Origin of the sequence: Brevundimonas sp. (genome assembly GCF_036677305.1) — a bacterium.
GTDB lineage: Bacteria > Pseudomonadota > Alphaproteobacteria > Caulobacterales > Caulobacteraceae > Brevundimonas.
Map to the genome: position 1 here is coordinate 1 of NZ_JAKFEB010000088.1, position 24072 is coordinate 24072.

24 protein-coding genes and 1 pseudogene are annotated in these 24072 nt (G+C 68.0%); 14 read left to right on the plus strand and 11 right to left on the minus strand.

What is annotated here, in order from left to right; all coding sequences use genetic code 11:
* Window positions 1-443: 443 nt before the first annotated feature.
* Both clpS and clpA read left to right on the plus strand, forming a co-directional pair.
* Window positions 444-779, plus strand: a complete 336-nt coding sequence (clpS, locus tag V6M42_RS05250) for an ATP-dependent Clp protease adapter ClpS (protein WP_055832546.1) — start codon at window positions 444-446, stop codon at window positions 777-779.
* A 12-nt stretch (window positions 780-791) separates the two neighbouring features.
* Window positions 792-3104: an ATP-dependent Clp protease ATP-binding subunit ClpA gene (gene clpA, locus V6M42_RS05255; RefSeq protein WP_332677638.1), complete on the plus strand. Its 2313-nt coding sequence runs from the start codon at window positions 792-794 to the stop codon at window positions 3102-3104.
* Window positions 3105-3202: 98 nt separating this feature from the next.
* On the opposite strand, the gene V6M42_RS05260 is transcribed toward clpA, so the two are convergent.
* Window positions 3203-3508, minus strand: a complete 306-nt coding sequence (locus tag V6M42_RS05260; RefSeq protein ID WP_332659263.1) for a CsbD family protein — start codon at window positions 3506-3508, stop codon at window positions 3203-3205.
* A gap of 188 nt (window positions 3509-3696) precedes the next feature.
* Between V6M42_RS05260 and V6M42_RS05265 the strand changes: the two genes are divergently transcribed.
* Window positions 3697-4281, plus strand: coding sequence for a DUF2239 family protein (locus V6M42_RS05265; RefSeq protein ID WP_332677639.1), 585 nt, complete (start codon window positions 3697-3699; stop codon window positions 4279-4281).
* Window positions 4282-4289: 8 nt separating this feature from the next.
* Here the strand turns inward: V6M42_RS05265 and V6M42_RS05270 are convergent, their stop codons facing one another.
* The 5 genes from V6M42_RS05270 to V6M42_RS05290 all read right to left on the minus strand — a co-directional run bounded on the left by V6M42_RS05270 (window position 4290) and on the right by V6M42_RS05290 (window position 8404).
* The gene (locus V6M42_RS05270) at window positions 4290-4682 is read right to left on the minus strand and encodes a hypothetical protein (RefSeq protein WP_332677642.1); all 393 of its coding nucleotides are present in this window, start codon (window positions 4680-4682) and stop codon (window positions 4290-4292) included.
* Window positions 4683-4762: 80 nt separating this feature from the next.
* Window positions 4763-5767, minus strand: coding sequence for a cobaltochelatase subunit CobS (gene cobS, locus V6M42_RS05275; RefSeq protein ID WP_332659260.1), 1005 nt, complete (start codon window positions 5765-5767; stop codon window positions 4763-4765).
* 10 nt (window positions 5768-5777) lie between these two features.
* Window positions 5778-6887, minus strand: coding sequence for an FAD-dependent oxidoreductase (locus V6M42_RS05280; RefSeq protein WP_332677645.1), 1110 nt, complete (start codon window positions 6885-6887; stop codon window positions 5778-5780).
* A gap of 359 nt (window positions 6888-7246) precedes the next feature.
* On the minus strand, window positions 7247-7675 hold the full coding sequence (locus V6M42_RS05285) for an organic hydroperoxide resistance protein (protein WP_332659256.1): 429 nt from the start codon (window positions 7673-7675) through the stop codon (window positions 7247-7249).
* A gap of 54 nt (window positions 7676-7729) precedes the next feature.
* Entirely contained in the window at window positions 7730-8404 is a 675-nt protein-coding gene (locus V6M42_RS05290; RefSeq protein WP_332659255.1) for a J domain-containing protein, read from the minus strand.
* A 45-nt stretch (window positions 8405-8449) separates the two neighbouring features.
* Here V6M42_RS05290 and V6M42_RS05295 point away from each other — a divergent pair, with 45 nt between their 5' ends.
* The 3 genes from V6M42_RS05295 (at window position 8450) to V6M42_RS05305 (ending at window position 12447) form a co-directional block, all read left to right on the plus strand.
* Window positions 8450-8755 (plus strand): BolA family protein, encoded by a 306-nt coding sequence (locus V6M42_RS05295; RefSeq protein WP_332659254.1) that lies wholly within the window; start codon window positions 8450-8452, stop codon window positions 8753-8755.
* A 99-nt stretch (window positions 8756-8854) separates the two neighbouring features.
* A complete protein-coding gene (locus V6M42_RS05300) occupies window positions 8855-10669 on the plus strand; it encodes an ATP-binding protein (RefSeq protein ID WP_332659253.1) in 1815 nt (604 codons plus the stop codon).
* Window positions 10670-10755: 86 nt separating this feature from the next.
* Window positions 10756-12447: a cisplatin damage response ATP-dependent DNA ligase gene (locus V6M42_RS05305; RefSeq protein WP_332677647.1), complete on the plus strand. Its 1692-nt coding sequence runs from the start codon at window positions 10756-10758 to the stop codon at window positions 12445-12447.
* On the opposite strand, the gene V6M42_RS05310 is transcribed toward V6M42_RS05305, so the two are convergent.
* Complete coding sequence (locus V6M42_RS05310) at window positions 12432-13058, minus strand: hypothetical protein (protein ID WP_332677649.1); 627 nt, start codon at window positions 13056-13058, stop codon at window positions 12432-12434. The two genes, V6M42_RS05305 and V6M42_RS05310, sit on opposite strands and share 16 nt — an antisense overlap.
* 90 nt (window positions 13059-13148) lie before the next feature.
* Here V6M42_RS05310 and V6M42_RS05315 point away from each other — a divergent pair, with 90 nt between their 5' ends.
* The 3 genes from V6M42_RS05315 to egtB all read left to right on the plus strand — a co-directional run bounded on the left by V6M42_RS05315 (window position 13149) and on the right by egtB (window position 17429).
* Window positions 13149-14138: a mechanosensitive ion channel family protein gene (locus tag V6M42_RS05315; protein WP_332677651.1), complete on the plus strand. Its 990-nt coding sequence runs from the start codon at window positions 13149-13151 to the stop codon at window positions 14136-14138.
* Between the two features lie 3 nt (window positions 14139-14141).
* On the plus strand, window positions 14142-15155 hold the full coding sequence (locus V6M42_RS05320; protein ID WP_332677653.1) for a threonine aldolase family protein: 1014 nt from the start codon (window positions 14142-14144) through the stop codon (window positions 15153-15155).
* A gap of 114 nt (window positions 15156-15269) precedes the next feature.
* Entirely contained in the window at window positions 15270-17429 is a 2160-nt protein-coding gene (gene egtB, locus V6M42_RS05325; RefSeq protein ID WP_332677655.1) for an ergothioneine biosynthesis protein EgtB, read from the plus strand.
* Between the two features lie 58 nt (window positions 17430-17487).
* Here egtB and V6M42_RS05330 read toward each other — a convergent pair whose 3' ends face one another.
* Window positions 17488-17712, minus strand: a complete 225-nt coding sequence (locus V6M42_RS05330; RefSeq protein WP_056615161.1) for a general stress protein — start codon at window positions 17710-17712, stop codon at window positions 17488-17490.
* 116 nt (window positions 17713-17828) lie between these two features.
* A complete protein-coding gene (locus V6M42_RS05335) occupies window positions 17829-18008 on the minus strand; it encodes a hypothetical protein (protein WP_332659246.1) in 180 nt (59 codons plus the stop codon).
* Window positions 18009-18144: 136 nt separating this feature from the next.
* On the opposite strand from V6M42_RS05335, the gene V6M42_RS05340 reads away from it, so the two are divergent.
* Window positions 18145-18429, plus strand: coding sequence for a hypothetical protein (locus tag V6M42_RS05340; RefSeq protein WP_332659245.1), 285 nt, complete (start codon window positions 18145-18147; stop codon window positions 18427-18429).
* Here V6M42_RS05340 and V6M42_RS05345 read toward each other — a convergent pair.
* On the minus strand, window positions 18426-19127 hold the full coding sequence (locus tag V6M42_RS05345) for an MBL fold metallo-hydrolase (protein WP_332677657.1): 702 nt from the start codon (window positions 19125-19127) through the stop codon (window positions 18426-18428). The genes V6M42_RS05340 and V6M42_RS05345 overlap by 4 nt on opposite strands.
* A gap of 195 nt (window positions 19128-19322) precedes the next feature.
* On the opposite strand from V6M42_RS05345, the gene tig reads away from it, so the two are divergent.
* The 4 genes from tig (at window position 19323) to V6M42_RS05365 (ending at window position 23657) form a co-directional block, all read left to right on the plus strand.
* Window positions 19323-20666 (plus strand): trigger factor, encoded by a 1344-nt coding sequence (tig, locus tag V6M42_RS05350; protein ID WP_332659244.1) that lies wholly within the window; start codon window positions 19323-19325, stop codon window positions 20664-20666.
* A gap of 127 nt (window positions 20667-20793) precedes the next feature.
* Window positions 20794-21681, plus strand: a complete 888-nt coding sequence (locus tag V6M42_RS05355) for a hypothetical protein (protein ID WP_332677659.1) — start codon at window positions 20794-20796, stop codon at window positions 21679-21681.
* A 120-nt stretch (window positions 21682-21801) separates the two neighbouring features.
* A complete protein-coding gene (locus V6M42_RS05360; protein WP_332677662.1) occupies window positions 21802-22704 on the plus strand; it encodes a hypothetical protein in 903 nt (300 codons plus the stop codon).
* Window positions 22701-23657: a hypothetical protein gene (locus tag V6M42_RS05365; protein ID WP_332677664.1), complete on the plus strand. Its 957-nt coding sequence runs from the start codon at window positions 22701-22703 to the stop codon at window positions 23655-23657. Before V6M42_RS05360 ends, V6M42_RS05365 begins: the two co-directional genes overlap by 4 nt.
* A gap of 28 nt (window positions 23658-23685) precedes the next feature.
* Here the strand turns inward: V6M42_RS05365 and V6M42_RS05370 are convergent.
* Window positions 23686-24072: pseudogene (locus tag V6M42_RS05370) on the minus strand (hypothetical protein); the annotation flags it as partial.

Consider the following 24072-nt stretch of genomic DNA (forward strand, 5'->3'; position numbering starts at 1 on the left):
AACCCCGCGGGCCGCCACCAGAAGCCCGCCCCCGTCGGCTTGCGTGAACCGGTCGCGCGGAGCGAAGGCGGCGACGCCGAAAAACATATCCGGTCCCCGTAACGCGAAAGCAGGGGGCCACATCACGGTTCCGGGCTAGCCGCTGCGCTCCGCGACCTCCCCGCACTTTCCGGCCCCCGCGCCGGCAGGACGATGACGCACGTCCGCGTTCTCCCTCCCCCTCGGGGGAGGGAGGTCGCGCAGCGACCGGGTGGGAGCGGCCGCCAGGCCGCACCCCGCCCTCGAGCCGCTCCCACCCTGCCGTCGCTCACGCGCCGAAATCCCTCCCTCAAGCGGGAGGGAGAACACACCCCACGGCAAAACATAAAGCTGTGACTGGACGCGCCTTCAATTCAGGCCATCATTCCCTATCTGATCCGTCTTCTCCCCAAACTGGACCACGAATGCCGCCGTCACGCAGGCCAGGTGAACAAAACGATGGAGGCCTCGGCGCCGCCACGGTCACCGAGACCAAGCCGAAACTTCAGAAGCCCTCGCTGTACCGGGTGCTGATCCTGAACGACGACTACACGCCGATGGAATTCGTCGTCTATGTGCTGGAGCGGTTCTTTCAAAAGGACCGCGAGGCCGCGACTCGCATCATGCTGCATGTGCATCAGCATGGGGTCGGGGTCTGCGGCGTCTTCACCTACGAGGTGGCCGAAACAAAGGTCGCACAGGTGATCGAGACCGCCCGCCGCCACCAGCACCCCCTGCAATGCACGATGGAAAAAGACTGAGAGGATCTGTCCATGCCCTCGTTCTCCCGTCCTCTCGAAGAGACCCTGCACCGCGCGGTGCACTACGCCAACGAGCGCCGGCATGAGTACGCCACGCTCGAGCACCTGCTGCTGGCCCTCATCGACGACCCCGACGCGGCCAATGTCATGACCGCCTGCAACGTCGACCTGACCAATCTGAAGGCGGCGCTGACCCTGTACGTCGACACCGACCTGGCGGCGCTCGCCACCAGCGACGGCGAGGACGCCAAGCCCACGGCCGGCTTCCAGCGCGTGATCCAGCGCGCCGTCATCCACGTCCAGAGCTCGGGCCGGGAGGAGGTCACCGGCGCCAACGTGCTGGTCGCCATCTTCAGCGAGCGCGAAAGCCACGCCGCCTACTTCCTGCAGGAGCAGGACATGACGCGGTACGATGCGGTCAACTACATCGCCCACGGCATCGCCAAGAAGTCGGGCGGTTCCGGCGAGACCCGCCCCGCCAAGACCGGCTCTTCGCCCGAGGACGCCGAGGACGCGGCCGCCGCCAAGACCGGCGGAGAGGCGCTGGAGGCCTATTGCGTCGACCTCAACGAGAAGTCGCGCAACGGCAAGATCGACCCCCTGATCGGCCGCCTGGCCGAGGTCGAGCGGGCGATCCAGATCCTGTGCCGCCGGACCAAGAACAATCCGCTGCTGGTCGGCGACCCCGGCGTCGGCAAGACCGCCATCGCAGAAGGCCTGGCCCGCAAGATCGTCAACCACGAGGTTCCGGAGGTGCTGGAAGGCGCCACCATCTACAGCCTCGACATGGGGGCGCTGCTGGCCGGCACCCGCTATCGCGGCGACTTCGAGGAGCGGCTGAAACAGGTCGTCAAGGAACTGGAGACGCACGACAACGCCATCCTGTTCATCGACGAGATCCATACGGTGATCGGCGCCGGCGCGACCAGCGGCGGGGCCATGGACGCGTCCAACCTGCTGAAGCCCGCCCTGGCCTCCGGCTCGCTGCGCTGCATGGGCTCCACGACCTACAAGGAGTACCGCCAGCATTTCGAGAAGGACCGGGCCCTGGCCCGCCGCTTCCAGAAGATCGACGTCAACGAGCCGACGGTCGAGGACACGATCAAGATCCTCAAGGGTCTGAAGACCTCGTACGAAGGCCACCACAAGCTGCGCTACACCGACGCGGCCCTGCGCACGGCGGTCGAGCTGTCGGCCCGCTACATGACCGACCGCAAACTGCCGGACAAGGCGATCGACGTCATCGACGAGGCGGGCGCCAGCCAGATGCTGCTGCCTGAATCGAAGCGCAAGAAGGTCATCGGCCAGAAGGAGGTCGAGGCCGTCATCGCCCGCATGGCCCGCATCCCCGCCAAGTCGGTCTCCAAGTCCGACACCGAGGGCCTGCGTGCGCTGGAAACCGATCTGAACCGGGTCGTCTTCGGCCAGTCGTCAGCCATCGAACAGGTCTCCGCGGCCATGAAGCTGGCCCGCGCGGGCCTGCGCGATCCCCAGAAACCGATCGGCGCCTTCCTGTTCTCCGGCCCGACGGGCGTGGGCAAGACCGAGGTGGCCAAGCAACTGGCCTCGACCCTCGGCATCGAGATGCTGCGCTTCGACATGTCGGAGTACATGGAGCGGCACACCGTCAGCCGTCTGATCGGCGCGCCTCCGGGCTATGTCGGCCATGACCAGGGCGGGCTGCTGACCGACGCCGTCGACCAGCATCCGCACGCCGTGGTCCTGCTGGACGAGATCGAGAAGGCCCACCCGGACGTCTACAACATCCTGCTGCAGGTGATGGACAACGGCATGCTGACCGACGCGGTCGGCAAGAAGGTCGACTTCAGGAACACCATCCTGATCATGACCACCAACGCCGGCGCCGCCGACAACGCCCGGGCCGCCATCGGCTTCGGCCGGGGCAAGGTCGAGGGCGAGGACGAAAAGGCCATCCAGCGCCTGTTCGCCCCGGAGTTCCGCAACCGTCTGGACGCCATCGTCGCCTTCAAGGCGCTGGACGCCGAGACGATCAAGTCGGTGGTGACCAAATTCATCATCCAGCTGGAAGCCCAGCTGGCGGACCGGAACATCACCATCGAACTGACCGACGAGGCGGCCGACTGGCTGGCCAAGAACGGCTTCGACGAACTGTATGGCGCCCGGCCCCTGGCCCGGGTCATCCAGGAGCACATCAAGAAGCCGCTGGCCGACGACATCCTGTTCGGACGCCTGACGCGCGGCGGCCATGTGAAGGTGGCGCTGAAGGACGGCAAGATCGCCTTCGACATCGCCGGGCCCAATGCGGCGCAGGTGAAGGCCGTCGAGGCCCAGGCCGCAGACTGATGCGAAGAAGGCCCGGACAGAAATGTCCGGGCCTTTCTCTATTCAGCGTCATTCCGGGTTCGCTCGTCGAGCGCCCCGGAATGTCGGGGAGAAGAAGGCTAGCGGCGGCGGCCGACGCCGCCCAGCAGGATGGCCAGGCCGGCGATGATGCCCGTGGTCAGCAGCGGCTTGCGGCGAGCGAAGTCCAGACCCTGACGCGCCTTGTCCTGGTACTGGACCGGCGCCTTCTCGACCAGGCCGTCCAGGCCGTCGATGACGCGTCCATAGGCGTCCTTCGCCTTGCCCTTGTACTCGTTGAACTTGCCTTCGAACTGAAGCTTGCTGTCGCCGGTCATGCGGCCGAGGCCGGACTGGACCTCTCCGGTCAGGGTGTCTGCGGCGCCTTCGATACGTTGGTCGGTCATGGGGAAATCCTTGCTGCGAACGGGCGGGGAGGCCTGCACCCGAAGCGCATGTCGGCAGTCCCGGTTCCTGCGGCAAGGCGTCCCCGGGCAATCTTTTCGTTCCGGACCATGGAGAATTATACCCGGGTGATATTGACGTGAAGATTTGACCCGGATAAATCCCGGCTCCTGATCCAGAGGAGCCGCCCGTGACCGTCGCCGCCGACCACCCCCTGTTCGCCTTCGCCGGCCATCGCCTGCTGGCCCGCGGCCCCGCCGCCGAGGTCGTGGCGGCGGTCAAGACGGCGACCGATGCGGGCGAGACCGTCCTGACCTTCGACGCCGGAACCGCCCGGGTCGTCGACCTGGACCTGCGCGGCGACGTGGCCGCCGCCCTTGGCCGTCTGGCCTCAGCGCCCGAGGCGGAGAAGCGCGGCCCGGGCCGTCCGAAACTGGGCGTCACGGCGCGCGAGGTGACCCTGCTGCCGCGCCACTGGGACTGGCTGTCCACCCAGCCCGGCGGCGCCTCGGTGGCCCTGCGCAAACTGGTCGAGGGCGCCCTGCGCGAGGCCGAGGGGCCGGATCGGGCGCGCAAGGCGAAGGAGGCGGCCTACCGCTTCATGACCGCCATCGCCGGAGACCTGCCGGACTATGAGGAGGCGACCCGCATGCTGTTCGCCGGCGACTGGACGGCGTTCGACGCGGCGGTGGAAGGCTGGCCGGAAGGGGTGCGGGAGACGGCGCGCGGGATGGCGGCGGGGGCGTGGCGGAACGGGGCTGTCGTCCGCCTTTGAACGAACGGCTACCGGTCCGGGGCTCGCTCAAGCTCCAGTGCCCAGCGGACGCCGGGCGGCGGCGTGATTTCCTCACAAGTCGCCAAAGCCAGCTTGCGTCCCAGCGTATTGATGTCCCGCTCCGCACGGTCAATGACGCCGTCGCCGTTTTGATCGGCGGGCTTCGGCGCCACGTCAGACAGACGCCAGCCGGCCGGCTCTGGCGGCGGAGGCGGGACTCCTTCCTGGAGCACGAAAGGCGGCCGGATCGGCTGCCATGCAGCGAACAGGGCGAAAGGTTCGATTGTTCCGTCGATATCGATCAAGCCGCAGGCGACACGGCCTCCACCCAACGGCGTCTCCCGGAAGCTGATCGACAGCACCCGCGCGCCCGTTCGCCCATCCAGAAGTTGGGCCAACATGGCGTCGTCCGAAGGCCGGGGCGGTCGTTCGGCGGCCTCCTGAGCCAACAGGCCGAGAGCCAATCCGAACACGGCCGAAATCACCCCACCTTCACCCGCGTCGCCGCCTCCGGCAGGTCCTCGCCAAACGCCCGCTGGTAGAACTCCGCGATCGTCGGCCGTTCCAGCTCGTCGCACTTGTTCAGGAACGTCAGCCGGAAGGCGAGACCCACATCCCCCGCGAAGATGGTAGCGTTCTGGGCCCAGGTGATGACCGTGCGGGGGCTCATGACCGTCGAGATGTCGCCGTTCATGAAGGCGTTGCGGGTCAGGTCTGCGACGCGGACCATGGCGGCGATGGCGCGGCGGCCCTCGGCGGTGTTCCATTCGGGGGCCTTGGCCACCACGATTTCCGTTTCAACGTCGTGGTCGAGGTAGTTGAGCGTGGTGACGATGTTCCAGCGGTCCATCTGACCCTGATTGATCTGCTGGGTGCCGTGGTACAGGCCAGAGGTGTCGCCCAGCCCGATGGTGTTGGTGGTCGAGAACAGGCGGAAGAATTTGTTGGGGCGTATGACGCGGTTCTGGTCCAGCAGGGTCAGGCGGCCCTGCGCTTCCAGCACGCGCTGGATGACGAACATCACATCGGGGCGGCCGGCGTCGTATTCGTCGAAGACGAGCGCGATCGGGCGCTGGATGGCCCAGGGCAGCATGCCCTCGCGGAATTCGGTGATCTGCTTGCCGTCCTTGAGGACGATGGCGTCCTTGCCGACCAGATCGATGCGGCTGACGTGGCTGTCGAGGTTCACGCGCACCATCGGCCAGTTCAGGCGGGCGGCGACCTGTTCGATGTGGGTCGACTTTCCGGTGCCGTGATAGCCCTGGACCATGACGCGGCGGTCGAAGGCGAAGCCGGCGCAGATGGCCAGCGTCGTCTGCGGGTCGAAGCGATAGGCCTCGTCGATCTCGGGCACATGGCTGTCGCGCTCGGTGAAGACCGGCACGGTCATGTCGGAGTCGACGCCGAAGATCTCGCGCACGGTGGCGCGGCGGTGCGGTTCCAGCGTCAGCAGGGGATCGGGGGTGGCGTCGAGCGGGGAGGTCATGGAGGCGGGATTACCGCACCACCACCGGGTGGTCGAGGCCTATGCCGACACGAAGACCCGCATTGAGCACGAAGGGCAGACGCGAGAGCAGGGGCGGGACCACGCCCTTCAGCCAGTCGGCCAGCGGCGAGGTGTTGCGCACCATATTGGTCAGGCCCCGCACCCGGTCGACCACGGCGGCGTCGACCGGGTGGCGGATGCGGTTGTAGTCCTCGAGCCGGCCGGGCTCTCCGTTCAGGAAGTCGGCGGCGCAGGCGGCGTAGACGAAGGCGTCCTCGATGCCGAGGTTCATGCCCCGCGCGCCCATCGGCGAATGGATGTGGGCGGCGTCGCCGGCCAGACAGATGCGCCCGACGGTCATGCGCTCGACCATGCGGTGGGAGATGCGGAAGTCGCTCTCCCAGTGGACGGTCCCGATGGTCCACTCGGGCGGCAGGTCGTCCAGCAGCGGCCGGCCGAAGCCGATCAGGCGGAAGGTCTTCCCCGAGAAGGGCAGGGCGACCAGGACGCCCTCGTCGTGCAGGTCGACCCAGCCCTGATCGGGCTCGAGGCCGTCGATGTCGACGTCCATCAGCTGCCAGGGCTCGTCCCAGCCGTCGCCGGGGAAGTCGAGGTCCAGCGCCTTGCGCACCGTGGAATGGGCGCCGTCGGCGGCGAGCAGCAGGGGCGTGGTGATGGTCTCGCCGTCGGCGAGGGTCGCGGTGACGGCGTCGGCGGTCTGGGACACGGCCGCCAGCGCCCTGCCGCGTTCCGGGGCGACGCCGAACGCCGCGAGCGCCTCGGCCAGCAGGGCCTCGGTGCGGGCCTGGGGCAGGATGACCATCGGATGGGCCGCGCCCAGCGCCTTCCAGTCCGGCTTGAGGGTCGTCAGCGGCTTGCCGTTGTGATGGACGAACAGGGTCCGCATCTCCTGCGCCTCGGCGAGGATGCGGGCGGTGACGCCGGTCTCCTCCAGCAGGACGTGGGTGCGCGGATTGACGCCCAGCGCCTTGGAGGTGCGGATCGGTTCAGCCGCCGCGTCGATGAGGCGGACGGGCACGCCGCGCCGGCTCAGGAACAACGCCGCGGCCAGTCCCGCGGGACCGGCGCCGACGATCAGGACCTTGGGCGATGGGGTCATCGGCCCAGCCTAAGGCCGGGGCGGCGGGTCCGTCGAATCCGGCAGACGTCAGAGGCGTCCGGGCGCGCGGCGCGATCTGACCCGGCGGGATGCGTCTCTTCCTATCGCACAGGCATAGGCGGCGATACTGGACGACAGGCCAAGTAAATCGATCGCGTGGGTATCGCTGTCGCTCTCCCGGAACAGGCAAAGGTCAAGTTTTTGGCGGCTAATTTTGCTGTCTTGAATCTGGCGCTTCATTTTCCCAAGCGCCTCCCAGCACCTCAGGAATACAGAACGGTCGTGTATAGCTTTAGTTGCATTGGGCGAAATACTATCGCCCCGGTCGAGGCGATAGCGTTCCGTCCGACAGCCGGTCGTTACTCAGCCGTCAGCGCCACATCCACATTTCCGCGCGTGGCGTTGGAATAGGGGCAGACCTGATGGGCCTTCTGGATCAGGTCGTCGATGACAGCCTGGTCGAGACCGTGGTCGGTCACCTTCAGGGCGATGTCGAGGTTGAAGCCCTCGCCCCGGGTGTTCTTGCCGAAGCCGACGGTGGAATGGACCCTGGTGTCCGCGCCGACGGGTGTTCCCGCCTTGCCGCTGACCAGCCGCAGGGCGCCTAGGTAGCAGGCGGCGTAGCCGGTCGCGAACAGCTGTTCGGGGTTGGTGCCGGCCCCGCCCTTGCCGCCCATCTCGGTCGGGACGGACAGCAGCACGTCGATCTTGCCGTCGTCGGTGGCCGAGCGGCCTTCGTCGCGGCCGCCGCCCGAGGCGACAGCGTGGGCTTTGTAGAGGACTTCCATGGGACGGCTCCTGTGCGGGGGGAGCCCGAGAGTTAGGCGTTCTGCGGCGGGATGCTAGGCCGCAAGTCCCGCCTTCTTCAGCGTCTTGTAGGCCTTGATGACGCTCTGCAGCTTGGCCTCGGCGCCGCGGTCGCCCTGGTTCAGGTCCGGGTGGAAGCGTTTCAGCATCTCGTGATAGCGCGCCTTGACCCCGGCCTTGTCGGTGCGGGCGTCGAGGTCGAGCGTGGCCAGGGCTGCGCGTTCCAGCTTGCCGAGTCGCAGCGTGTCCTCGCCGGCCGGGCCGGTCTGTTCCTTCATACGGCGGCCGAACAGGCCGAAGCTGTCCTGCCAGCTGCCGGCGCCCTTGGTGTTGGCGGTGCCCATCTTGGCGGCGAAGGCGGCGGCCTCGCGGCTGAACTTGCCCGCCTTCATCTCCCACGTCGGGCGGCCGCCCGTCATGGCCTCGTTTTCCTTGGCGGCGCGGACCTCGCCGTCGCTCATGCCGGCGTAGAAATTCCAGCCCTTGTTGTACTCGCCCGCGTGGCGTTGGCAGAAATCATAGAAGTCGTTCAGCCGCTCACGCGACTTGGGGGCGCGGGCGGTGGCGGCGGCGCGGCAGTCGGGCCACTGGCACGGCTTCTCGCCGGGCTTCAGATGCAGGACGTCGGCCTCCGCCGCCTCCTCTTCGGGGCGCGGCGGTTTGATCCGCATGTCCTTGAAGCGGGGCTTGTATTCAAACTCTGATGACATCGGTGCAAGTGTAAGGTGGAATTGGTCACCAACAAGGACACACCCATGCCGGAAGGCCCGATTGCGACGATTATCCGGGAAAAACTGACGGCGGGCCTGTCGCCCGAGCGGCTGGTGATCGAGGACGACAGCGGCCGGCACGCCGGCCACCATCATGAGGGCGGCGTCGACGGGCAGGCCGGCGGCGAGAGCCACTTCAACCTGACCGTGGTCGCGGCGGCCTTTGAAGGTCAGCCGCGGGTGCAGCGCCAGCGCGCGATCAACGCCCTGCTGCGCGAGGAATTGGCCGGCCGCGTCCACGCCCTGTCCATACGCGCCCTGACTCCTGCGGAGGCCGAAGCCGGCCGCTGAGACTCGAAAAACGACGATTTCACAAATCGATGACCGTTCATCTCGTCTTAGAGACTTCGCCATAGCGTTCGCCCCGGACGTAACGGGGGTTGGGCGCGCATGGTGGAATCCGACGGCATCGGCAAGTCGATCAACGGCGAACCGGGCGCTGGCGAAGCCGCGCAGGCGCTTCGCGCGATTCTGCAGACGCAATACCTCCGCTACATGATCATCGGCACCTGGGCCGTGGGCCTGCTGGCCACGGTCGGCCTGACCACCGCCGCGCTCTGGTTCGTGGGCACCGTGGCCGCCGGCGCCCTGCGCGGCGCGGTCGAGAAACGCATCAGCGAACGCGTGGGCACGGGCTGGGGCATGGTGTTCCCGGCCGTTGCCACCGCGACGACGGCCTCCTGGGCGACGGCGCCGCTGCTGGCGTGGTTCTCGGGGGCCGAGTTCGGACATACGCTGGCCATGGCCCTGCTGGTTTCAGGCTATGTGCTGGTGTTCGCCCAGCTGCGCAGTTCGCCGCGCCAGGCGATGGTGATCTCCTCGCCCTATGGCGTCGCGGCGCTGATCATCGCCGCCAGCCTGTGGGGCACGCCGACCTTCTGGCAGTTCCTGGCCGTGGTGCCGTTCACCGGCGCCGGCCTGGTGGTGCTGGTCATGATGACCATGCTGCGGGAAGAGCGGATCCGCGCCTTCCAGGAGCATCAGGCGCACCTGATCGAGGAACTGGAGGCTGCCCGCGACCGGGCCAACGCCGCCAACGACGCCAAGTCCAGCTTCCTGGGCGTCATCTCGCACGAGCTGCGCACGCCGATGAACGGCGTCCTCGGCGCGGCCCAGCTGCTGGGCGCGACGCCTCTGGAGCCGACGCAGCGGGAATATCTGTCGATCATCCGCAACTCCGGCGACAACCTGCTGAGCCTGCTGAACGACATTCTCGACATGACCAAGATCGAGGCGGGCAAGATGACCTTCGAGGTCGTCGACGTCTCCATCGACGACCTGCACAAGCGCGTGACGGGGCCGTTCCAGGCGCAGGCCGAGGCCAAGGGTCTGAGCTTCGAGACCCGGTTCGAAGGGGACATTCCGTCCGTGGTGCGCGGCGACCCGCTGCGGGTCTGCCAGGTGATTCACAATCTGCTGTCGAACGCGGTGAAATTCACCGACCGCGGCGAGGTCGCCTATGTCGTCCGCGGCGAGCGGCTGGCCGAGGATCGCGTGCGTTTCGATTTCGCCGTGACCGATTCCGGCTCCGGCATCTCGCCGGAGGATCTGGAACGGCTGTTCCAGCCCTTCACCCAGGTCGACGGCTCGTCGACGCGCCGCTTCGGCGGCACGGGCCTGGGCCTGACCATCGCCCGCCGCATGGCCAACATCATGGGCGGCGACATCAGCGTGACCTCGACCCTTGGACAGGGTTCGACCTTCACCTTCTCGGTCGAGTCCGACGTCGTCGAATGGGCCCGCCAGGCCGAGGTGGAGGCCAGCCACGCCGAGGCGGTCGACGGCCAGTCGCTGAATGTGCTGGTGGTGGAGGACCATCCCGTCAACCGCATGATCCTGGAAGCCTGGCTGGGTTCGGCCGGCCACGCCTCGGTCAGCGCCGAGAACGGACAGATCGCCGTCGACATGGTCCAGGACCAGACCTTCGACCTGATCATCATGGACGTGAACATGCCCGTGATGGACGGCCTGACCGCCACGCGCGCGATCCGGGCCGGCGAAGGCGCCAACCGCGAGACGCCGGTCGTCGTCCTGTCGGCCTCGGCGCGCAGCGAGGATCACGCCGCGGGCCTGGACGCCGGGGCGGACGCCTATCTGAACAAGCCGATAGACTTCGCGGCCCTGGCCGAACTGATGAACCGGGTCGGCGGAGGCCGGGCGGGACTCAGGAGCTGGATCGACAATCCCCAGGCCGCGGCGGCCTGATCGCGCCGCATCGCAGATGATGACGCCCCGGCGGGAAACCTCCGGGGCGTATTTCGTTTGGGTCAGTGCTGTCTACATGAGGTCGGATGCGCGCCTTCGCCGAACTGCTGGACCGACTGTCGCTGACGGCGTCGCGCAATGCGAAGCTGGTGCTGGTGCGGGACTATCTGAAGGCGACGCCGGACCCGGACCGGGGCTGGGCGCTGGCGGCCCTGACCGGAGACCTGACGTTCGACGCGGCCAAGCCGGCGATGATCCGCAAGGCGGTCGAGGCGCGCGTCGACGGGGTGCTGTTCGGCTGGTCCTACGACTACGTCGGCGACCTGGCCGAGACGGTGGCGCTGGTCTGGCCGCGCGATCCCGACCACCGGCCCAATCGGGAACCCGAGCTGGGAGAGGTGGTCGAGGCCCTGCGGACGGCGGGCAGGACCGAGGTCAAGGCGTTGCTCGAGGGCTGGCTGGACGCGCTGGAGCCCAAGGGGCGCTGGGCGTTGCTGAAGCTGATGACGGGCGGCTTGCGCGTCGGCCTGTCGGCGCGTCTGGCCAAGACGGCGGCGGCGATGATGCGGCCCGCCGCGGTCAGCGAACCGCCGGACCCCGACGGCGACGAAGCGGTCACGCCGCTGGATCCGGTCGACGCTTCGGACATCGAGGAGATCTGGCATGCGCTTGAGCCGCCCTACGCAGACCTGTTCGCCTGGCTGGAAGGCCGGTCCGAGCGGCCCAGCGGCGACGCGCCGGGCCGGTTCCGGCCGGTCATGCTGGCGGTGGCCATCGACGAGGCGGTCGACTTCGCCAAGCTGTCGCCGGAGGATTTCGCCGCCGAGTGGAAATGGGACGGCATCCGCGTCCAGGCGGTGCGAGAGGAGGGGGTGCAGAAGCTCTACTCCCGCACGGGCGACGAGATTTCAGCGGCCTTTCCCGATGTCATGGCGGGCCTGACCTTCGAGGGCGCGCTGGACGGGGAGCTGGTGGTCTGGCGGGACGGAAGCGTGGCGCCGTTCGGCGACCTGCAGCAGCGTCTGAACCGCAAGACGGTCGATGCGAAGACCATGGCCGCCTTCCCCGCGGCGGTTGTCGCCTATGACATCCTGGCCGATCACGGCGAGGATCTCCGGGCCCTGCCCCTGCGCGAGCGGCGGGCGCGGCTCGAGGCGGCGGCCGGGGCGGGCGGGGACCGGCTGCATCTGTCGCCGATCGTCCCGTACTCAACCTGGGAGGACCTCGCTGTCCTGCGCGCCGATCCCCCGGTGGGGGCGGCGGCCGAGGGGTTGATGCTGAAACGCTGGGACAGCGCCTACGTCGCCGGCCGGCCCAAGGGACCGTGGTTCAAGTGGAAGCGCGACCCGCACGTCATCGACGCGGTGCTGATGTACGCACAGCGCGGCCACGGAAAGCGCTCCAGCTTCTATTCCGACTACACCTTCGGCGTCTGGACGGAAGAGGGGCCTCTGACGCCTGTCGGCAAGGCCTATTTCGGCTTCACCGACGAGGAGCTGAAGCAACTGGACAAATTCGTGCGCGACCACACCGTCGAGCGGTTCGGCCCCGTCCGCTCTGTCCGGGCCGAGCGGGATTTCGGCCTGGTGCTGGAGATCGCGTTCGAGGGACTGAACCGCTCGACGCGGCACAAGTCGGGTGTGGCGATGCGTTTCCCGCGCGTCAGCCGCATCCGCTGGGACAAGCCGGCGCGGGAGGCGAACACGATCGCCGACGTCATGGACCTTCTGGACGCCATCGAGGGCGGCGGCGGACGGATCGCTCAGCCTGCGGGCTGAGTCCGGTTCCGCCACGACGGGTCGCGCTGGTCCGTCAGTCCGCAGAGCTGGAGGAAGCCGATCACCGGCACCTCGCGGCGCGGTTCGGCCTTCGCCAGAAACAACTGCGGCGGCGCTTCGGCCTTCACGGTCAGGGGCAGCACCACCCATGATCGCGGGAAGGGACGCACGTCTATATGCGGGTCGGCCTTGAGGTGCGGGCAGTAACGCAACGACCGGCTCGAACAGGCCAGATGCAGCGGCGCAATGGCCCCGGCGTCGATAAGAACCCGATCGTCCTCGATATCGTCGGGCAGGGCGCCGCCGCGTCCCGTGGCGCGCAGGCTGCCGGCCGCGAAGGGATGCGCCACCTGGGTGTAGCGGTCCCCGGGCGTCGTGGGTTTGCCGCACATGGGGCACAGCATGTCGCGGACGGACAGGCGCTGACGAACTGCATGGTTCTGCGAATACAAGGGCTTGCCGTAGCCGGCGTTGTCGGCCTGGACGATGGCCAGGGCGCCGTTCACCGAGGAGCAGGGCCGTACGCCCAGCACCGGCTCGCCGGTCCAGCTGGTGACCCATGGCACATCGACGCCGACCTTCAGCGCCGAAAGTTTTGCAGCCTCGCCCATACCCCGAGTCTAGGACGGCGAAGACGAAGCAAGAAGCCGGAATTACCGGCGCGGGGTTCCAAATCGGGACCGAAGCGTTAGACCCGGCTCATGTCTTCCCTCGTCGCTCCCCTGAATGAGGCGGTCACCGCGGGCCAGAAGGCCGCGGCGCTGGACGCCGCCATGATCGCCAAGCTGACCCAGATGGCCGGCGATTTCGCGATCAACCTGACCATCGCGGTCATCATCCTGATCGTCACCGTCTTCGCCTCGCGCTGGGCCTGCGGCCTGACGCGCCGGGCCCTGTCGCGGGTCAGGGGCTTCCGTCACGATCCGACGGTCCTCAGCTTCGCCGTCCAGGTCGTGCGGGTGCTGGTCTACATCATCGGCTTCATCGCCGTGCTGCAACGGCTGGGCGTGCAGACGACCTCGATCATCGCGGTTCTCGGCGCGGCCTCGCTGGCGGTGGGCCTGGCGTTGCAGGGCACGCTGTCGAACGTCGCGGCGGGGGTGATGCTGCTGATCCTGCGCCCCTATCGCGTGGGCGACCTGATCGATGTCGGCGGCCGGGTCGGCAAGGTGCAGCGGCTGGACCTGTTCCTGACCCAGATGTCGGACGCCAACAACGTCAAGATCGTGGTGCCCAACGCCAAGGTGTTCAGCGACACCATCCTGAACCTGTCCGGCCAGAAGACGCGGCGCATGGAGGTGAAATTCAACGTCGGCTACGGCGCCAACCTGAACGCCGCGCGCGAGGCCCTGATCGGCGCGGCCTCGGCCCATCCGCAGGTCCTGCCCGATCCCGAGCCATGGGCGGGGGTCACGCTGTTGAAGGACAGTTCGGTCGAGATGACCCTGCAGGCCTGGACGAAATCGGACGACTACTGGCAGGCCAAGGCTGATGTGCTCCAGGCCGCCAAGGAGGCGCTGGACGCCGCCGGGCTCGAAATCCCGTTTCCCCATCAGGTCGCCGTGCCCTATGCCAAGGGCAGGCCGTCCAGGGCGTCTGCGGCGCCGGGGGCGGGCCGGAAAACCCGGTCGGGCAAGGCCAGCGATCCGTCGCCGGGCGACGCCCATCAGGACAGCGGCGGCGAGGGCTGAGGCGTGCGTTACGATTTCGGATCCGACAATACGGCGGGCATGGCGCCGGCGGCGATGCAGGCCCTCGTCGAGGCCAACGACGGCTACGCGCGGGCCTATGGCTCGGACGACGTCACGGCGCGGGCCGCGGACCTGATCCGGCGCCGGCTGGATGCGGACGCCGACATCCGTTTCGTCTTCTCGGGCACGGCGGCCAACGCCATCGCCCTGTCGATGCTGGCCTGGCCGCATGAGGCGGTGCTGGCCCACCACGCCGCCCACGTCTGCACGGATGAGACCGGGGCTCCCGGCTTCTTCGGCTCTGGCGTGGGCCTGATCGGCCTGCCCGGTTTCTCGGGCAAGATCGACCCGCTGACGCTGAACGCCGCGCTCGAGGAACCCGAGGTCGGCCATCGCCAGCCGCCCGCGGCGCTGAGCCTGACCCAGTCGACCGAATACGGCACGGTCTACACCGAGGAAGAGCTGCGACACCTGATCGAGCCGGTGAAAATGAGGGGCTATGGCGTCCACATGGACGGCGCCCGGCTGGCCAATGCGGCGGCGGCGGGCTTCGACCTGACGCAGATCGCGCGGCTGGGGGTGGACGTTCTGGTGTTCGGCGGCGCCAAGGCGGGAGCCAACTGCGCCGAGGCCATCGTCATGTTCGACAAGAGCCTGTCGCGGCGGATCGACAACCGGCTGAAACAGGCGGGACAGACCGCGTCCAAGGCGCGCTTCCTCGCGGCGCCCTTCGTGGGGTTGCTGGAAAGCGAGGCGTGGGAGAACGGCGCCGCCCACGCCAATCTGATGGCCCAGCGGCTGGCCGACGGGATCGCGGCGCGGTCTCCCTTCACCCTGGCGCACCCGGTCGAGGCCAACGCCGTCTTCGTGCGCATGCCGCCGGCGGCGCACCAGCGGCTGAACGACATGGGCTGGGCCTGCTACCGCTTCGACGACGGATCGGTGCGGTTCGTCTGCTCATGGGCCACGCGGGAATCGGCTGTCGATGAGGTGATCGAGGCCATCTCGACGCTTTAGGGAGCGGAGCATCCTTGAAGCTTCACGGAACGTACCTAGTTTGGAACAAACCGGGACCGTGGGCCGTTCGGAGCCCGAGCGCCGGTCCGGCGTAAACAGCCAGGGGCGGACCAGATGAACGCGCCATCGCGCATCCCGGACAGGATCGCCGACGACCTGACCCGCTATCGCGAGGTGCGATCGGTCATGCCCGCGCTCGCCGCCGGATTGAGCGCCGAGGACCTGGCCGCCCAGTCCATGCCGGACTGCAGTCCCGGCAAATGGCACCTGGCCCACACCAGCTGGTTCTTCGAGGCCATGATCCTGGGTCAGGAGCCCGGATACGAACCGGTCGATCCCCGGTTCCAGACCCTGTTCAACAGCTATTACGAAGCCCTCGGCCGGCGGGTGGAGCGCTGCGACCGCGGCCTGATGACCCGTCCGTCGCTGGACGAGGTCATGGCCTATCGCCGCGAGATCGACCGGCGGATGACGGCCTGGCTGGGGCAGGGGGATGCGGACCCCCTTCGGCGCTACCTGTTCACCCTCGGCCTGCATCACGACCAGCAGCATCAGGAACTCTTCCTGATGGACCTGCTGAACCTGATGTCGCGCTCGCCGCTGGAGCCGGCGGCCTTTGATGTCCCGCCCCGGACGAGCGGGCTCGAGCCGCCGCGCGCCGGCTGGTCCGGGTTCGAGGGAGGCCTGGTCGAGATTGGCCACGGCGGGGCCGGTTTCGCCTTCGACAACGAAAGTCCGGCGCACCGGGTGTGGCTGGAGCCGTATGCGCTCGCCAACGATCTGGTGACCAACGGGGACTGGATCGCCTTCATCGAGGACGGCGGCTACGCCCGGCCCGAACTGTGGCTGGCGGACGGCTGGGCCGCGGTGAAGGCCGAAGGCTGGGCCGGTCCGCTTTACTGGCGCGCCGACGACGGCCGCTGGACGCGCATGAGCCTGATGGGCCGCATCCCTGTCGATCCGACCGAACCGGTCCGGCATGTCAGTTTCTACGAGGCGAACGCCTTCGCCCGCTGGGCGGGCAAGCGGCTGCCGACCGAGGCGGAGTGGGAGCATGCGGTGCGATGTCGGCCCGACGCCTTCTCCAACGCCTTCGGCGAGGTCTGGCAGTGGACCGCCAGCGCCTACGCCCCCTACGCCGGCTTCAGGCCGACCGAAGGCACGGCCTCCGAGTACAACGGCAAGTTCATGGCCAACCAGATGGTGCTGCGGGGCTCGTCCTTCGCCACGCCGCAGGGACATGCGCGGGTCAGCTACCGCAACTTCTTCTATCCGCATCAAAGGTGGGCGTTCATGGGACTGCGACTGGCCGACGACGCTCCGGCGCTGCTGACGCGGGACGCCGAGCCCGGAGAGACCGCCCGGTTCCGACGCGACCTGGCCGCCGGGCTGTCCCGGTCGCCGAAGGTCGCTTCGCCGAAATGGTTCTATGACGCCGAGGGCTCGCGCCTGTTCGAGGAGATCACCCGGCTGCCGGAATACTATCCGACCCGTCAGGAGGCGGCGCTCCTCCGTCGCGTGGCGCCGGAGTGGGCGGGGCGGTTCGGTCCGGACGCGGCGCTGGTCGAGTTCGGCTCCGGCGCCAGCGAGAAGACCCGCATCGTTCTGGACGCGGCCCCGGACCTCGCCGCCTATGTGCCGATCGACATCAGCGCAGACGCGCTTGACGCCGCCGCGCGCCGGATCGCCGACGCCTATCCGGCGCTGACGGTGGCGCCGCTGGTCGGCGACTTCCTGCACCTCGGCGCCCTGCCGGCGGGAACGGGTCAGGGCCGGCGGGTCGGCTTCTTCCCCGGTTCGACGATCGGCAATCTGGAGCCCGGGGAGGCCGTCGCCTTCCTCAAGGCGGCGCGGTCGCTGCTGGGGGACGATGCGCTGTTCGTCCTCGGCGTGGATCTGGTCAAGGAGCCCGAGGTCCTGATCGCCGCCTATGACGACGCCGCGGGGGTGACGGCGGCCTTCAACCGCAATCTTCTGGTCCGGGCCAACCGCGAACTGGGGTCGGACTTCGATGTCGACGCCTTCGCCCATCGCGCGGTGTGGAGCCCGGCGGAGTCGCGCATGGAGATGCACCTGGAGGCGACGCGCGACATGGCGGTCAACCTCGGCGGTGAAACGGTCCGCTTCATCCGGGGCGAGACCATCCACACCGAGAATTCGCGGAAATTCACCGAGGAGGCCGTCCGCCGGCTGGCGGAGGCCGCGGGCTGGTCCGTCGCGGCCTTTGAAACGGGCGAGGCCCCCGCCGTGGCCCTGGCGCTGCTGGAAGCCTGACACGAAAAAGGGCGGCGTCCGCGGACGCCGCCCTCTGGAATTCTGCGGCAGCCGATCGCTATTCTACGATCGTACCCGGCTCTCGCGTGCGGGCGCCGTGGGAGGCTTCGCCGCCCTTGCGGCCGGCCTGCGCCGCAAGGCTGCGGTCCTGGGAGAAGCTCCGCTTCTCGCTGGGTACGCTGGCTCCGCCCTTGCGGGCGATCTCACGCTGGCGTTCGGGGTCCATCGAGGCGAAGCCCCGTTTGGAGACGCCGGAGGCGCGGGTGGGCTGACCTTGAGCCATCGGGGGGTTCCTTTCGTGGCGACGGTGGCGGTTGCTGGAGTGAACCCTTCCATCCCCGTCCGGTTCCGGGTGTCGGGTCACAGAATTGCGAACGAATCACAGAGTTTGCGACGTCGTCAGCCGTACGGACGCGAGTCGCCGGGCTCGCCTCCGGGGATATCCTGCTGCGGCATTTCCTCGGGCATGCTTCCGGGATCCTCGGGCGGGGCGCCGCCCGGTTCGTAGTCCGGACCGGGCGTATCGGGCGGCATGATCTCGGGCTGGCCGCCGGGCGTGTCGGGCTCGATATAGGTCATCGCGGTCTCCTTCTCGGGAAGGAAACGTTCCGTACCGCAGCGCTGTTCAATCACGTTTCGGGAGCGCGACGTTTTGCCCGGAACCGGCGCGCCGCGCGGCGGTTTGACGGGCTGAACCGACACGCAGGAGCCCTCCATGACCGACACCTACACCGGCCCGATCAACGTCGAGGATATCGATGACGACGTGAACGCCTCGACGGCCGATCTGGATCGCCGCGCCGACGAGATCCTGGCCGAGGGCCGCACCTTCGGCGTCCGGCCGCTGAGGCAGGCGATCCGCGAGGACGCGGCGCAGGCGCGCGACTGGGGCATGACCCGCAGAGAACGGCTGCGCGACGCAGTGGAGGCCGAGCCGGTCAAGGCGACGCTCTACGCGCTCGGCATCGGCGTGGTGATCGGCCTGCTGGCCGCCCGCTAGGACGGACCCGTGGCCGGGCGCGCGATCGGCGCCCGGCGCATCGCCTCGTCGGAGACGAAGGGATTGCTGCGCCGCTCGGCTCCGAAGGTTGAGGTCGGGCCATGTCCCGGCACGAAGGCGACGTCGTCGCCCAGCGGCCAGAGCTTGGTGGTGATCGCGTTCAGAAGGCTGGCGTGATCGCTGCGCGGAAAATCCGTGCGGCCGATCGAACCCTGGAACAGCACATCCCCCACCTGGGCGAAGCGCGCCGCCCGGTTGAAGAAGACGACATGGCCCGGCGTATGACCGGGGCAGTGGTAGACCTCCCAGGTCGTGTCCCCCAGCGTCAGCACGTCGCCGTCGGCCAGCCAGCGCGTCGGAGTGAAGCTGCGCGCGCCTTGCAAACCATAGAGCTCGGCCTGGGCCGGAATGCCGTCGATCCAGAACTGGTCGTCCGGGTGCGGGCCGATGATGTCCAGCCCGGTCTTCTCCTGCATCTCGGCCGCGCCGCCGGCGTGATCGAGATGGCCGTGGGTGATCCAGATGGCGTCCAGGGTCAGCCCCTGCTTCGCCACGGCCGCCAGCAGGGCGTCCACCGAGGCGCCCGGATCGATGATCGCCGCCTTCAGGGTGTTGCGGCACCAGACGAGGGTGCAGTTCTGCTGCAGGGGCGTGACCGGGAAGACGGCGACGCCGATCGGGGGCGCGGAGGAGCTCATGGCGTCCTGATAGCGCGCCGCCGCCCGGATCGAAACCATACCCTGTGCTGCGTCTCACGTTGACCTTTGGGACCGTCATCGACATAAGGGCGGGCTTCAAAGGCGCCGCCTCCAAAGGGCGGCCCTTGTTGCTTTACCCACACCGCGCAGCGCCTGCCTGATAAGGCGCCGCCACAGAGCGTCAGAATCCCGGCCATGCAAGTTGTCGAAAAGTCCAACGAAGGTCTCAGCCGCGTCATCGCGGTGACCATCCCCGTCGCCGAGCTGAACCAGAAGCTGGACGCCAAGCTGAAGGAAGTCGCGCCGCAGATGAAGCTGAAGGGCTTCCGTCCCGGCAAGGTCCCGATGTCGCACGTCAAGAAGACCTTCGGCCGCGACCTGATGGGCGAAATCGTCAACGATGCGCTGAACACCTCGAGCCAGAAGGCCCTGGACGACGCCAAGGTGCGTCCGGCCGCCCCCGCCGAGATGAAGCTGACGTCCGACATGGACAAGGTCATCGCCGGTCAGGAAGACCTGGCCTATGAAATGGCCCTGGAAGTCATGCCCGACTTCACCCCGACCGACATCAAGAAGCTGAAGCTGGAACGCCCGACCTATGAAGCGTCGGACGCCGATCTGGACGAGGCCCTGACCGAACTGGCCGGCCAGGCCAAGTCGTATGTCGAAAAGACCGGCAAGACCGTCAAGGCCGCCGACGGCGACGAGGTCACCATCGACTTCCTGGGCAAGCTGGACGGCGAGCCCTTCGAGGGCGGCGCCGCCGAGGACACCCAGCTGGTGATCGGCTCGAACCGCTTCATCCCCGGCTTCGAAGAGCAGCTGAAGGGCGCCAAGGTCGGCGAGGAGAAGGTCCTGAACGTGACCTTCCCCGAGGACTATCAAGCGGCCCACCTGGCCGGCAAGGCCGTGACCTTCGACGTCAAGGTCAAGGCCATCAAGGCCGAGGCCCCCGCCGTGGTCGACGAGGACTTCGCCAAGCGCATCGGCATCGAGTCGCTGGACAAGCTGAAGGAACTGCTGCGCACCAACCTGAACCAGCAGTACGTCGGCGCCGCCCGCTTCAAGCTGAAGCGCTCGCTGCTGGACGCCCTGGACAAGGCCCACGACTTCGCCCTGCCGCCCAAGATGGTCGAGGCCGAGTTCGAGGGCATCTGGCAGCAGGTCCAGGCCGACAAGGAAGCCGGCCGCCTGCCCGAGGACGACGCCAAGAAGTCCGAGAAGAAGCTCAAGGAAGAATACCAGAAGATCGCCGAGCGCCGCGTGCGCCTGGGTCTGGTGCTGGCCGAGATCGGCCGGGCCAACAACGTCCAGGTCACCGACCAGGAGCTGAACAACGCCATCATGAACGAGGCCCGCAACTATCCGGGCCAGGAGCGTCAGGTGCTGGACTTCTACCGCCAGAACCCCAACGCCGCCGCCCAGATGCGCGCCCCCATCTATGAGGAGAAGGTCTGCGACCTGATCTTCGACACGGCCAAGGTGACCGACACGCCGATCACCAAGGAAGAGCTGCTCAAGGAAGACGACGACATCTGATCGCTGGTCGATCCGACGATTTCCCGGGCCGCCGTTGCATTGCAGCGGCGGCCCGTTTCGTTTTCGGGCCGATGTGGCGCAACATGCCCCGGTGTCAGGAAGGTCGTAGCTCGCAGGAGAGACGCTGGTGGCTGGACTCATTCCCATGGCGGTCGCGGCGATCGCGTTCGGCGGGCCGCAGACGCCGCCTCAGCAAGCCACGCAGCTTCCCGATGTCGTGGTGGAGAACCGGCCCCTGGAGGAGATCGTCCGCAGCTTCGTGGACGAGGTGGCGGATCCCTTGCCCGGCTTCGGTCCCGCCCGGTGGGACCGCAAGCTGTGCGTCCGTGTCGCCTATCTGCGCCGCGACTTCGTGCGGTTCATGGTGGACAGGATTGATCGGGCCGCGCGCGACTTAGGGGTCGAGACCGAATACGTGAATTGTCGGCCCAATGTGCTGGTCGTCGCGGCGGCGGACGGTCAGGAGATGGCGCGGGCCATGGTCAATGCCCGGCCCGGGCTGTTCCTGACCTATGTCACCGGCGCCAACCGAAGCCGCGAAGACCTCGAGGCTTTTCAGGCTGCCGACATGCCGGTGCGCTGGTGGCATATCAGTCTGCCGGTCAATGCCGATACAGGCCAGTCGTTGGTCCGTTTGCCGGGCCAGGAACCGGGAGGGACGTCGGGGGAAACCGGCTCGCGTCTCCGCACCGAACTCCAGAACGACCTGCAGAGGGTGTTCATCGTCGTCGACTTCAACGAGGCGAATGGAACCAGCATCGGGGCGCTGAGCGACTATGTCGCCATGGTCGCCCTGGCCCAGGTCAATCCGGACGCGGACACGTCGCGGTATGACACCATCCTGAATCTGTTCGACGGCGACGGCGCGCCATCGGGGCTGACGGACTGGGATCGGTCATATTTGCAGGCGCTGTACAACGCCCGCCTCGACCAGAGGCAGCCGGGGGCGCAGCTGGAGGCCATCTCGCGGGTGATGGCGCGCACGCGAGGGAATCCGTCGGAGGGCGAGCGGTAGAGTCGGCAGGCGCGAAGTCGCCAGAACCCGTCGCCGCCCGGCCGCCGCCGTGTGGCGACCGCTGCCGCCACGTGTTAGATTGCTCGGGCGCTACAGCGTGTGGTTGTGGAAGAGGCCGACATGGGGGTTCTGACCGCAGTGGTTTCCGCAATGCTTGCGGGGGCCATCCAGACCGCGCCGGTCGCACCGCCGCCGCCGCAGGATCCGCCGACCGAATTGGGCGATGTCGTCGTGGACGGCCGCTCGCTGGCGGACCGGGTGGAGGAGTTTGTCGACGAGGTCGCCGCGCCGCCGCGTCGGCGGGGGATCGCGCGGTGGCGCAGCCGCGTCTGCATTGGCGTGGTCAACCTGCAAAAGGCGCAGGCCCAGGGGCTGATCGACCGCATCTCGGCCGTGGCCGATGAATACGGCGTTCGGCTGGGAGAGCCCGGATGCCAGCCAAACGTAGTGGTGATCTTCGCCGATGACGGCCGTGCGATGGCCGGCGCGCTGGTGGAAGCGGACCGACGCGCCTTCCACCTCGGCGTCGGCGGACTCGATCGTGGCAAGGTGGCGCTTGAACAGTTTCGCCAGTCGGACGCCCCGGTCCGCTGGTGGCATGTCAGCATGCCGGTTGTGGGCGCCACCGGCGCCCGGGCCATCCGGATGCCGGGCGATTCCGGTCCGATCTTCGTTCCTGGCGAGGGGCTTGTGAACAATGGCCGCCCGATCACCGACATGCTGAACAAGGTGATTGTCATCGTCGACGCCGGAAAGCTGGAGCATGTGGCCGGCGATCAGCTGGCCGACTATCTGGCGATGGTCAGTCTCGCCCAGGTCGATCCTGACGGCGATACCAGAGCCTATGACACCATCCTCAACATTTTCGACGCGCCTGCCGCTCCGAACCAGCTGACAGCTTGGGATCGCGGCTATCTGGAAGCGCTTTACGATTCCTGGCCGCAACGGCTCGAAGGCTCGCATCACGCCGCGGCGGTTGCTCGCATACTCGAACGCCAGGACGGCGGGAGCCCCCGGCCATGATCGTCAGCAGTCTGATCGCCCTGGCCCTGGGGATTCAGCAGGTCCCGCCCCCTTCCGCCCAGCAGACGGAGCCAACCCGGCTGGAAGACGTGATCGTCGACGCCCGGCGGCTGGAAGAGGCGGCCGAGGCCTATGTCGATCTGGTTGCAGCCCCCGCACGCCGGCGCGGTCTCGCGCGATGGCATGACGGCATCTGCGTCGGTGTCGCCAATTTCGAACCGCCGCTGGCGCAGCAGCTCGCCGATCAGGTCTCGGATGTCGCCCGGAGCCTCGGACTTCGGGCGCACGAGCCGGAATGCCATCCCAGCGTCCTGATCATCGCCACCACCGATGCGGCGCGTTTCGCCCAGGAGTTCGTGGCCGTCCGGCCGGTGCTGTTCCGCGTGGGCTCGCCCGGCATGGATCGCGGCGCCGCATCGCTGCGGGAATTCATGAGCGAGGACCGTCCGGTCCGCTGGTGGCATGTCAGTCTGCCGATCAACAGTGAAACCGGCATGCCCGTGATCCGGATGCCGGGCGAGGTAAACGGCGCCGCGGCCGGACCCGGCGCGGTGATGGATTATGCGCCGATCACCGAGGTGGATTCCCCGTCGCGTCTGAGCAGCCAGTATGTGGACGTCCTCAAGCGCGTCTTCATCATCATCGATGTCGACCGGCTGAACGGGGCGACCGCAGAGCAACTCGGCGCCTACGTCGCCATGGTGGCCCTGGCCCAGGTCGACCCGAAGGCGGACACCCGCGCGTTCGACACCATCCTGAACCTGTTCGACGATCCCGCCGCCGCTCCGGCGGGGCTGAGCGGCTGGGATCTGGCCTATCTGGACGGCCTGTATGACCGGGGCTCGGAGTCGCGACGGATCAACCAGCGCAGCCAGGTCCAGGCGGTGGCGGCGGCGATCGCAGGGGCCTATCGCGGCAGCGCCGTCGATGAGGAGCAGGCCGCGGAGCGCTGAACCGTTCGGGCGAGCCGCGTTGTGAGGTTCATTCTCGCGGCGGAGTCTGTTCGCCTGCGGTCTGGGCCGCCCGCCGGTCGCGGATCATGTCGGAGGCCATCGCTGTGGCCTGGGCCGCAGGATTGATCCTGCGCGCGGGGGCGTTCTGCGCCCGGTAGAGCGATGTCAGATAGGACATGTCCCAGTCCGTCAGTCCGTCCACGCTCTGCGGCGCGTTGAACAGATTCAGGATGGTGTCATAGCCCGCGGTCCGGGCGTCGGGGTCCACCTGGGCCAGGGCGATGAAGGTCAGATAGTCCGCAAGCTGGTTCAGGTTCGTCGCCGCCATGTCATCGACATCGACGATGATCATGACCTTGTTCATGTCGTCCCGGATCTGGGAGTTCAACCGGGAAGCCGCGAATACGGAAATGAC

Bases quoted from the DNA above. Each gene is read 5' to 3' on its own strand.
- V6M42_RS05340 (WP_332659245.1), top strand. From the start codon at position 18,145: ATGACCGACACCTACACCGGCCCGATCAACGTCGAGGATATCGATGAC.
- V6M42_RS05345 (WP_332677657.1), bottom strand. From the start codon at position 19,127: ATGAGCTCCTCCGCGCCCCCGATCGGCGTCGCCGTCTTCCCGGTCACG.
- V6M42_RS05365 (WP_332677664.1), top strand. From the start codon at position 22,701: ATGATCGTCAGCAGTCTGATCGCCCTGGCCCTGGGGATTCAGCAGGTC.
- V6M42_RS05270 (WP_332677642.1), bottom strand. From the start codon at position 4,682: ATGTTGGCCCAACTTCTGGATGGGCGAACGGGCGCGCGGGTGCTGTCG.
- V6M42_RS05330 (WP_056615161.1), bottom strand. From the start codon at position 17,712: ATGGCTCAAGGTCAGCCCACCCGCGCCTCCGGCGTCTCCAAACGGGGC.
- cobS (WP_332659260.1), bottom strand. From the start codon at position 5,767: ATGACCTCCCCGCTCGACGCCACCCCCGATCCCCTGCTGACGCTGGAA.
- V6M42_RS05300 (WP_332659253.1), top strand. From the start codon at position 8,855: ATGGTGGAATCCGACGGCATCGGCAAGTCGATCAACGGCGAACCGGGC.
- V6M42_RS05280 (WP_332677645.1), bottom strand. From the start codon at position 6,887: ATGACCCCATCGCCCAAGGTCCTGATCGTCGGCGCCGGTCCCGCGGGA.
- V6M42_RS05285 (WP_332659256.1), bottom strand. From the start codon at position 7,675: ATGGAAGTCCTCTACAAAGCCCACGCTGTCGCCTCGGGCGGCGGCCGC.
- clpS (WP_055832546.1), top strand. From the start codon at position 444: ATGCCGCCGTCACGCAGGCCAGGTGAACAAAACGATGGAGGCCTCGGC.
- V6M42_RS05310 (WP_332677649.1), bottom strand. From the start codon at position 13,058: ATGGGCGAGGCTGCAAAACTTTCGGCGCTGAAGGTCGGCGTCGATGTG.
- V6M42_RS05335 (WP_332659246.1), bottom strand. From the start codon at position 18,008: ATGACCTATATCGAGCCCGACACGCCCGGCGGCCAGCCCGAGATCATG.
- V6M42_RS05290 (WP_332659255.1), bottom strand. From the start codon at position 8,404: ATGTCATCAGAGTTTGAATACAAGCCCCGCTTCAAGGACATGCGGATC.
- V6M42_RS05260 (WP_332659263.1), bottom strand. From the start codon at position 3,508: ATGACCGACCAACGTATCGAAGGCGCCGCAGACACCCTGACCGGAGAG.
- V6M42_RS05360 (WP_332677662.1), top strand. From the start codon at position 21,802: ATGGGGGTTCTGACCGCAGTGGTTTCCGCAATGCTTGCGGGGGCCATC.
- egtB (WP_332677655.1), top strand. From the start codon at position 15,270: ATGAACGCGCCATCGCGCATCCCGGACAGGATCGCCGACGACCTGACC.
- V6M42_RS05305 (WP_332677647.1), top strand. From the start codon at position 10,756: ATGCGCGCCTTCGCCGAACTGCTGGACCGACTGTCGCTGACGGCGTCG.
- V6M42_RS05315 (WP_332677651.1), top strand. From the start codon at position 13,149: ATGTCTTCCCTCGTCGCTCCCCTGAATGAGGCGGTCACCGCGGGCCAG.
- tig (WP_332659244.1), top strand. From the start codon at position 19,323: ATGCAAGTTGTCGAAAAGTCCAACGAAGGTCTCAGCCGCGTCATCGCG.
- V6M42_RS05295 (WP_332659254.1), top strand. From the start codon at position 8,450: ATGCCGGAAGGCCCGATTGCGACGATTATCCGGGAAAAACTGACGGCG.
- clpA (WP_332677638.1), top strand. From the start codon at position 792: ATGCCCTCGTTCTCCCGTCCTCTCGAAGAGACCCTGCACCGCGCGGTG.